Genomic DNA, 8,202 nt, shown 5'->3' with positions numbered 1-8,202 from the left:
CGCGCGGCCCCGCTGGTCATGCCAACCCGGGCCGGGCTTGTCCAGCGCGGCGCGACCGCGCACGCCGCCTCACCGCGGGCGTTCGCACCACGACGCTTCGCAACCGCACGTCACAGGACCTCGCTGCGATAGCCGAGCCGCTTCTTGTCCTGGCCCCAGTCGATCGCGAGGGCCCATCGCACCTCGACGGCGACGCCCTCCCCCGCATGGCTGGCGACGACGGCGCGCAGGCGCTCGGCCTCGTCCGGCGTGAGCGGCGTCGCGCGCACAATCTCGACCACCATGGTGTCGAGGCCGGTCTGGCGGATCCGAAACTCCTCGAACGCCGCGGCCTCGGTCAGGTCGTGGGATTTCATGTAGAAGCTCCGCACGCTCCCGTCCGGCCGCTTCACCAGCCCCTTGCTGCGGCCGTAGACGTTCGACAGGGTCTGCCCCTCGTGACCGCAGGGGCACCGGTCGGCGAGCGAAGCCACGTCGCCCACGTCGTAGCGCACGAACGGCGTCGCGTAGGAATGCAGATGCGTGACCAGCAGGCGACCGAGCCGGATATCTCCGAGCCTGGTCGCATCGTCGCGCGCGATCTCGACGATCACGTTGCTGCTCGCGACGTGATAGTGCCCCGGGTGGTGCGGGCATTCCATCCCGATCGGCCCGACCTCCTCGCAGGAGTAGGTCGCACGGATCGGGATTCCGAGGCCGTCGAAGGTGTGGCGGAGCTCCGGATCGACCGACTCGGCCAGGGTGACGATCATCGCGGTGCCGGCGCGTTTGAACACCTCCGGACCGAAATGCGACAGCAACGTCTCGACCGCACGCGGAGGCACCACGAGATAGCCGATCGGATGCGACTCGAGTTCCTTGCGCAGCCGCGGCACGTCCGGGTGGAAATAGGCGATGTGCTTGTTGATGCCGGAGCGGATCATCGGTGCCATGTCGCCGAGCCAGGTGTCGCTGACATCGACCGTGTAGCCGCGCGGGTTCGACACGGGCAGTGACGTGATGCGGGTCCGGTTCAGCGTGAGGTCGCGTCCCTCGATGAAATACTGGGCGAGAGAGCGCATCAGATTGTAGCGGACGTTCATGTCCGAGATGAAGAAGCTCAGCGGCGTGCCGGACGAGCCGGAGGTCGAGTTGGGCTGCACCCGGATCGGATCCTGTCCCGTCAGCAGGGAGCCCTCCGCCGCGACCTGGTCCAGCACGTCCTTGCGGGAGAGCACCGGCAGGGCCGCGAGCTTGACGTCGCTGGGCTTGGCGGCGCCGATTCGTCGTCGCCAGAATGCGGAGCGCTGAGCCAGATGCGTGAGCAGGTTCCGGAGCTGCACCTTCTGCCAGTGCTCGCGGGCACGCGGGTTGCCGGTCTCGAGCAGCGCGAGCTCCATGACCGCGCCGAGGGCGCCGATGGCCGCGGGCTCGCAAAAGGCCATCGGGGTGGCGGAGAAAGCCCGGTTGCCGAGGGGGAAGTCCGAAAAGTCGAATCGCATGATCTCTCTCGCAGCGACAAGCGCAGAATGCACCCGGCCCGCAGAAAGAAAAAACCCGGCCGGCCGCTCTGGACGCCCGGCTGACTGCACTGATGTCGGCCGCACGATCCGGCTGTCGTGGGCCCGGCATAAAAAAGCCCCGGGCGAAATGCCCGGGGCTGATCGTGAGCTCGGATGCCTCAGTAGCGCGCCATGACGGGGGCGTCGCCACCGAACTTGTAGTTGATGCCGATCTTGCCGATGTGCATGTCGGCACTGCCCGAGAAGGTGTAGCCCGACAGACAGCCCCCGTTGTCGCAGTAGGTGAGGTCCATCCCCTTGCTGCCGAAGTTCAGGTAGTTGTACTCGGCCTTCACGGTCCAGTTGTTGGTCAGCGCGTACTCGACGCCGAGGCCGAGCAGGAGCCCGTTCAGCATCGTGTCGCCGCTATAGTTGGAAAATCCGCCGCCGCTCGAATAGCCCGCGTTGAAGTCGAACTGGCCCCACACCCAGCCGATCTTGCCGTAGGCGAGGACGCGATCGAACGCGACGCCGATCCGCGCGGCGACGTCGAAGTTGTACTTGTTCTTCGTCTCGGTGCTGTAGAGGCTGCCGATATAGCCATAGTCGAAGGTCTGCTTCACGCCCGACCAATAACCCTCGCCTTCCAGGCCGAGGACGAACATGCCGATCTGGTAGTTGCAGCCGAGCTGGCCGCCGGCCACCGCACCAACGCCGTTGTCGTTGTTGCCGAAGTAGCCGCCCTCGAAATCCGAGAACGTGCTCTTCATCGACGCGCCACCGACATGGGCGCCCAGGTAGCACCCGGTCCAGCTGAACGCCGGCACGGGAGGTGCCATCGGCGGGGCCTTGAGGGCCATGTCGGCCGCCGAGGCAGAGAAGGTGAGAGCGACGACTGCGGCCGACGAGAGAAGAATGGCTTTCATGGGTGGCCCCCTTTGCGCATGTTGTGGTGCCAATATGCCCTCGTCGGAGAGAGATTTGGTTGCGTTTGCGACACATGGCGCAACCCTTCGGCTGAAGCGCCTGCTTCGCACCACCCTGAAGAGCAGAAATACGTGTAATTCCTGCGGCTTAAAATCACTGTGGCTTATGAGCCACTCCTTCTTCTTATAAACATGGACTGCTACAAAAGGCGTATTGTTATGCAGTCCGATACAGCAAGAGGGACAAAATCCCACGATCGAGACCGTAGCGGAGATCCATGACTCCGGATTTCGACTCCGGATCTCGGCCAAAGGGCCGGAGCAACTCGGACTCTAGGTTGATCTCCCGAGTTGATCGGAGAAGCGGGCAAGCCGCATGATGAGGCAGCCTGGCCTTTTTTCGTCGCGTAGCGGTATCGGATGTGGAACCTGAGCAGGCTGACGGACTCTCTGCCGGAGCATCTCCAGGCGCTACCGTTGACCATCGCGATACTCGACGCGAACGGCATCATCACCGACGTCAACCAGGGATGGCGTGATTTCGGTGCCGCGAACGGGCTCGTCTGGTCCCATGCGGGCCTCGGTGAAAACTACCTTCGACATTGTACGCCGGAGCAATCGGATCGACTGCGGGAGCTGATCGCAGGCCGGCGGTACGACCTGTCGTGCCTATATCCGTGCCACAACATCGACCGGGCACGCTGGATGGTGGTGGTGGCGGTGCCGTTGACCTTCGAGCCGCCGACCGGCCTGCTGCTGATGCATTTCGACATCACGACCATGATGCCGCCCGGCGCGGCAGCGGTGCGGCTCGAGGCGCTGCCGGGCGACTCGCACCGCAAGGCGGTGGCGCTCGCGCGAATCGTCGAGCAGGCGACGCTCGGTGCCGTGGCTCTCGAACGGATGCGCCATGCGGCGCCACGCGAGCGGCCGGCTCGATCGTCTCCGGCTCACAGGTGATCGCCGCCACCGTGCCCCGGACTGATGGCGGTCCGCAGCAGCGAGCGCGTGCATGCCAGGCCAGCGCGGCCCTGCCCTGCGTCTTTTTACGGATCTGTCACGCGAGAGAAATAGCTATGTGTGTGCCGTCGCTGGCCGATGGCTGGCGGCAATGCCCTCCTTGGGCGTTTCCTCCCTAGACTTGGGCCGCCGGCAATCCGCTGCGCGGCCTTTTTTTTTGCGGCCGCACGCGGGGCGCGACGCCTGTGCGCTCGTACGCGGCCGTTCGTCGCCGATCGGCTCGTCAGGAGTGCTCCGACGTCGCAACGAGGACGCGACCGCGTCGGGAGGCGGGCAGTTCTACCGTCGACCGACCCGATTCACCGGGCCGCCCCGGTTGAGCGGGGTCCCACGTCGCACGCCGACCCCTGGAGCCCCCACACCCGGCCTGACCACCGCCCTTGCGACCGGCCGGGGCACCAGCACGACACCGGGGCGGACGATGCAACCGACCGGATAGTCGATGTATCGACAGTACACGACGGCATGGGCCTTATCCGTCGTGACGAGTCCGAGGCCCAGCGCGAGAAGCGCAGAACACACGATTGCGTTTTTCATTGATCGCCTCTGATCGCCTGTCTGCCGGTGGGTCGAGGCCGACCGACCTTCTTGTGTCGGATCAAGAAGGCCGAACAGGTTCGGCACCACGGGGGGTTGCTCCGGGCCCGGATCGCCGATCACCCGACCGACACGAGCGGGCGCGATGATACCTGCTCGCCCGGTGCGCGTCGAGGCGCGGCGCCGAGAGACGACGTGACGCTGGAGCACACGGGGGCGAAGAACGACGACCAGCCGAGCAGATCGACTGGGCGACAACGCCGAATTGTAGTGAAATTGGCGCTCCCTAGGGGACTCGAACCCCTGTTTTCGCCGTGAGAGGGCGACGTCCTGGGCCGCTAGACGAAGGGAGCGTGCGGGCTCGACATAGCCTCGATCGGGACGGAGCGCAAGTCGTCTGCCGCATCGCCGATCGGCGCGTCACGGCGGCCGGCGGATCGCTCGACGATGTCGGTCCACAAAGGCCGATGCGCCTTCGTCTTGGCGCGCCGGCGCGCTCAGGGCTCGATCGCGAATCGCATGCGGCCGGCCGGCTTCAGCGTCTGGGCGTCGAAGCTGCGAATCTCCAGTCCCGCAGGTGATTCGACCGTCACCAGCAGGCGCTCCCCGGCGACCGCGGTCGCGATCACTCGCCCGCCTTTCGGCAGCAGCACCGTCGCGTCGTTCTCGACGCTTCCCCCGCTGCGGGAAACGCGGTAGCCCACGATGCCGAGGACCACGGCGATGCCCAGGAATGTGGCAACGCCGGACAGTGCCATCAGGAGCTTGATGCGCGCCATGACGCGGGCCTGCTCGGGATCGAGCGGCTTGTCGTCGGGTGCGGACGGGTCGCGGGAAGACTGCGGAGAGGTCATGACTGAAGGAGATCGCCGGATCGAGACGGTCGTCGTCGCGCCTGCCGAGGCCGGCGACCGGCTCGACCGTGTGCTCGCCGCCCGCCTCGCCGATTACTCACGCTCCCGGCTGAAAAGCCTGATTCTGGGCGGACACGTCGCGATCGGCGAGCGCACAGTCCGCGATCCCGGCCAGCGCGTCAATGCGAACGAGCGCGTCCACGTCACCGTGCCGCCGCCCGAGCCGCCCGAGCCGCAGCCCGAGGCCATCCCACTCGACGTCGTCTTCGAGGACGAGGACCTGCTGGTGATCGACAAGCCGGCCGGCCTCGTGGTGCACCCGGCGGCGGGCCACTGGAGCGGCACGCTCGTCAACGCGCTGGTCGCCCATTGCGGCGAGAGCCTGTCCGGCATCGGCGGGGTGGCGCGGCCCGGCATCGTCCACCGGCTCGACAAGGACACCACCGGGCTGATGGTGGTCGCCAAGAGCGACAAGGCGCACCGTTCGCTGTCCCGCCAGTTCGCCGATCACGGCCGGACCGGACCGTTGGAGCGCGGCTATCTCGCCTTCGTGTGGGGTGTTCCGGACCGGCCGCGCGGCAGCATCGACAAGCCGATCGGCCGCCACCCCCAGTCGCGCGACAAGATGGCGATCCGCCAGGACGGGCGCGAGGCGATCACCCATTGGGAGGTGGTCGAGCGCTATCGCGGCAAGTCCGGCGAGCCGGTCGCCGCGCTGCTCGCCTGCCGGCTGGAGACCGGGCGAACCCACCAGATCCGCGTGCATCTCGCCTCGATCGGCCATCCGCTGATCGGTGATCCGGTCTACGGGCCGGGCTTCCGCACCAAGGTGGCGCTGCTGCCGGCGGAGGCCCAGGTGCTGCTGGACGGCCTTGGCAGGCAGGCCCTGCATGCCTATTTACTCGGAATACAGCATCCGAAGACGAAGAAGCACCTGATCTACCGTGCAGGCTTGCCTTCCGACCTGGCGCACCTACATAAGGTGCTGGGTGGGGGAACAATCGACCTTGCGCGGCGTTAGGGCTTTGTGCGCCGATACTTCGGACGAGCGACTGCGCTGAGCGCGATATCTTCCGTATGTCGATTGGTCACAGGGTCGTCACGTCACAGTGACGGCCCGATGTGTTTCTTCGAACGACCCACCCGTGTATGCTGCATTGCGCGATCGGCGAAGGCCGTCGCATGCAGCAGGGCGTCGTCGGCTCCTGGAGCGGCGGCGCGAATCGCCCGCCACGACACGGGGGCACAACAGGGAGGGCGCAGTCATGGCCCAATCCGCTTCGATGCCGGTGATCAACGCCGAATCCGGCCTCGCCCGATATCTCGACGAAATCCGCCGGTTCCCCATGCTGGAACCGCAGCAGGAATACATGCTGGCCAAGCGCTGGCGCGAGCACGGTGACCGCACCGCCGCGCAGCAGCTCGTCACCAGCCATCTCCGGCTCGTCGCCAAGATCGCCATGGGCTATCGCGGCTACGGCCTGCCGATATCCGAGGTGATCTCGGAAGGCAATGTCGGCCTCATGCAGGCGGTGAAGCGGTTCGAGCCCGACAAGGGCTTCCGCCTCGCCACTTATGCCATGTGGTGGATCAAGGCGGCCATTCAAGAATACATCCTACGGTCGTGGTCGCTCGTGAAGATGGGCACCACGGCCAACCAGAAGAAGTTGTTCTTCAATCTGCGCAAGGCCAAGAGCAAGATCTCCGCCCTCGAGGAAGGCGATCTGCGGCCCGATCAGGTGAAGATCATCGCCAAGCGCCTCGGCGTCGGCGAGCAGGACGTCATCGACATGAACCGCCGTCTCGGCGGCGACGCGTCGCTCAACGCGCCGATCCGCGACGACGGCGATTCCGGCGAGTGGCAGGACTGGCTTGTCGACAACAGCGACAGCCAGGAGACGAAGCTCGCCGAAAGCCAGGAGCTCGACAATCGCCGCAAGGCCTTGGCCGCGGCGATGGAGGTCCTCAACGATCGCGAGCGGCGCATCTTCCAGGCGCGCCGACTGGCCGACGATCCGGTCACCCTCGAGGAGCTCGCCGAGGAGTTCGGCGTGTCGCGCGAGCGCGTGCGGCAGATCGAGGTGCGGGCCTTCGAGAAGGTCCAGAAGGCGGTGCGCACCAGCATCGCCGCAATGGAGCAGCCGCCGGCCGGCCGCGAGGCCATGTCGGCCGCCGCGGCCCACTGACCCCCGGCCCGGGCCGCTCCCCACAGACCCGAAAGGCGCGGCCCAGGCCGCGCCTTTTTTTATTGTGTCCGAAAGGATTACTCCAACGGCCCTGAACCCCGACCGTCATCCCGAGGTGCCCGGTGTGAGTCAGCGCTGGAGGCCGTTGGCCTACTCGCCCCAGGCGGCGAAGGCTTCGGCGAAGGCGCGCTCGCCCGGCGTGCCCTTCTCGATCGCCATGATGGCGCGGCGGTTGTTGCCGTAGACGATCGGCACGTCGAACCACGCCCGCTCCTTCAGAAGCTGGACGTTGCGCTGCTGGTCGGATTCGGTCGAGGACAGGCCGATCAGGAAGAAGTTGGTCGTCACCTTGACGGCGAGACCGGCCAGCGGGACCCCGCGGGTCTGCTCGGCCTGCTTCATCAAGATGCCGGGGATGTTGGAGATTCCGCCGTTCGGGAAGTCCGGCGGCAGGGTGAACATGATCTCGATCGTGTGGCTCGCCGGCAGCGAGCGGTCCGAGTTGCGGCGCAGCGACCACTTCACCGAGGTGTTGCGCTCGGGGATCTCGATGTCGGCGCGGACCACCGTGTCGGGCGCCTGGCCGGGCGCCGCGACGATCGTCTCGGTCCGCCACACGGCGGTTCCGACATAGCGCTTGCCGCCCGGATCGGCCGGATCTTCCTCATACAACACAACGCGTTGCGCGACAGCCGGCGCGTCCCCCTGGGGTCGCGCGGACAGCCCCGGGGAGGCCTGGGAGCCGACCCGGTCGGTGATCTTTCCGCGCGTCCCGGGCTCGCCCGAGGGGGCCGGGGCCGGGGCGGTGGCGACCGGCTGAGAGGGCCCGAGCAGGCCGGAGAGGCTCGGCCAGACCCACCAGCCGAGGCCGACGATCGCCAGGACGGCGACCAGCGCGAGCGCCGATTTCACCAGCCGGCCGCCGATCGGGGTCTTCAGCGGGCCGCCGAGCTGGTCCTCGCCGCGGGGCGGAAGTGTCTCGGGCTGCAGGGGAAACGGGCGCCCGCCGGAGTCCCGGTAGTCGTGGTCGTCGAGATAGGGACGCACCCCGTTGCGGGGGCCGAAATCGGCGTCGCCGGGCTCGCTGCGGCCGGCATCCGCGGGGCGCGGCGACGTCACCGAGGGATCCGGCGCGAGCTCGCGGGCGGACGGCGGCCGCTTCGGAAAGTCCCGTGAAAACGGAGGGTTGTCGCGAGTC

Annotated in this window: 7 protein-coding genes, 1 tRNA gene and 1 pseudogene; 3 read left to right on the top strand and 6 right to left on the bottom strand. The window is 67.2% G+C overall.

All coding sequences use genetic code 11. From position 1 onward, the window contains the following. Positions 1-110: 110 nt before the first annotated feature. Together CH341_RS34210 and CH341_RS13515 are read right to left on the bottom strand one after the other, a co-directional pair. Positions 111-1,481, bottom strand: a complete 1,371-nt coding sequence (locus CH341_RS34210; protein ID WP_170149617.1) for a phenylacetate--CoA ligase family protein — start codon at positions 1,479-1,481, stop codon at positions 111-113. Between the two features lie 179 nt (positions 1,482-1,660). Further along, complete coding sequence (locus CH341_RS13515; RefSeq protein WP_111419547.1) at positions 1,661-2,407, bottom strand: outer membrane protein; 747 nt, start codon at positions 2,405-2,407, stop codon at positions 1,661-1,663. 477 nt (positions 2,408-2,884) lie between these two features. Between CH341_RS13515 and CH341_RS13510 the strand changes: the two genes are divergently transcribed. Further along, complete coding sequence (locus CH341_RS13510) at positions 2,885-3,367, top strand: hypothetical protein (protein WP_111419546.1); 483 nt, start codon at positions 2,885-2,887, stop codon at positions 3,365-3,367. Between the two features lie 339 nt (positions 3,368-3,706). Here CH341_RS13510 and CH341_RS35875 read toward each other — a convergent pair whose 3' ends face one another. From CH341_RS35875 to CH341_RS13495, 3 genes are all read right to left on the bottom strand, one after another. Further along, positions 3,707-3,964, bottom strand: a complete 258-nt coding sequence (locus tag CH341_RS35875) for a hypothetical protein (protein WP_111419545.1) — start codon at positions 3,962-3,964, stop codon at positions 3,707-3,709. Between the two features lie 277 nt (positions 3,965-4,241). Further along, positions 4,242-4,317: transfer RNA gene (locus tag CH341_RS13500), tRNA-Glu, on the bottom strand. Between the two features lie 144 nt (positions 4,318-4,461). After that, the gene (locus CH341_RS13495) at positions 4,462-4,818 is read right to left on the bottom strand and encodes a hypothetical protein (protein WP_111419544.1); all 357 of its coding nucleotides are present in this window, start codon (positions 4,816-4,818) and stop codon (positions 4,462-4,464) included. Between CH341_RS13495 and CH341_RS13490 the strand changes: the two genes are divergently transcribed. Both CH341_RS13490 and rpoH read left to right on the top strand, forming a co-directional pair. Further along, positions 4,817-5,839 (top strand): RluA family pseudouridine synthase, encoded by a 1,023-nt coding sequence (locus CH341_RS13490; RefSeq protein ID WP_245431038.1) that lies wholly within the window; start codon positions 4,817-4,819, stop codon positions 5,837-5,839. The two genes, CH341_RS13495 and CH341_RS13490, sit on opposite strands and share 2 nt — an antisense overlap. 244 nt (positions 5,840-6,083) lie before the next feature. Next, a complete protein-coding gene (gene rpoH / locus CH341_RS13485) occupies positions 6,084-7,004 on the top strand; it encodes an RNA polymerase sigma factor RpoH (RefSeq protein WP_111419542.1) in 921 nt (306 codons plus the stop codon). A gap of 150 nt (positions 7,005-7,154) precedes the next feature. Here rpoH and CH341_RS13480 read toward each other — a convergent pair. Next, a pseudogene (locus tag CH341_RS13480) lies at positions 7,155-8,202 on the bottom strand (hypothetical protein); the annotation flags it as partial.

The sequence above is a fragment of the Rhodoplanes roseus genome (genome assembly GCF_003258865.1).
Classification (GTDB): domain Bacteria; phylum Pseudomonadota; class Alphaproteobacteria; order Rhizobiales; family Xanthobacteraceae; genus Rhodoplanes; species Rhodoplanes roseus.
Note: the sequence above shows the minus strand (reverse complement) of the source record. Positions and strands in the feature narration are given on the sequence as shown.